Here is a 241-nt window from a genome sequence, read left to right as displayed (position 1 = left end):
ACGGGATCGAACCGCCGACCCCCTGCTTGTAAGGCAGGTGCTCTCCCAGCTGAGCTAATCCTCCAAAAGTGGTGACCCGTACGGGATTCGAACCCGTGTTACCGCCGTGAAAGGGCGGTGTCTTAACCACTTGACCAACGGGCCAAAAATTTAAAAACTTTTTCCAAGCTTCCAACCGGGCTTGAACCGGTGACCTCTTCCTTACCATGGAAGTACTCTACCAGCTGAGCTATGGAAGCAT

General features: G+C 53.1%; 2 tRNA genes. Both read right to left on the bottom strand.

Features of this window, described 5'->3' with window-relative positions:
* Nucleotides 1-69 precede the first annotated feature (69 nt).
* A tRNA-Glu gene (locus tag BAU23_RS27295) sits at nt 70-144 on the bottom strand.
* Between the two features lie 22 nt (nt 145-166).
* A tRNA-Thr gene (locus BAU23_RS27290) sits at nt 167-239 on the bottom strand.
* Nucleotides 240-241: the final 2 nt, after the last annotated feature.

It is taken from the genome of Bacillus nitratireducens, from assembly GCF_001884135.1.
In the GTDB taxonomy this organism is placed as follows: Bacteria; Bacillota; Bacilli; order Bacillales; family Bacillaceae_G; genus Bacillus_A; species Bacillus_A nitratireducens.
The sequence above is the reverse complement of the archived record's forward strand: the minus strand, read 5'-3'. Positions and strand labels throughout refer to the sequence as shown.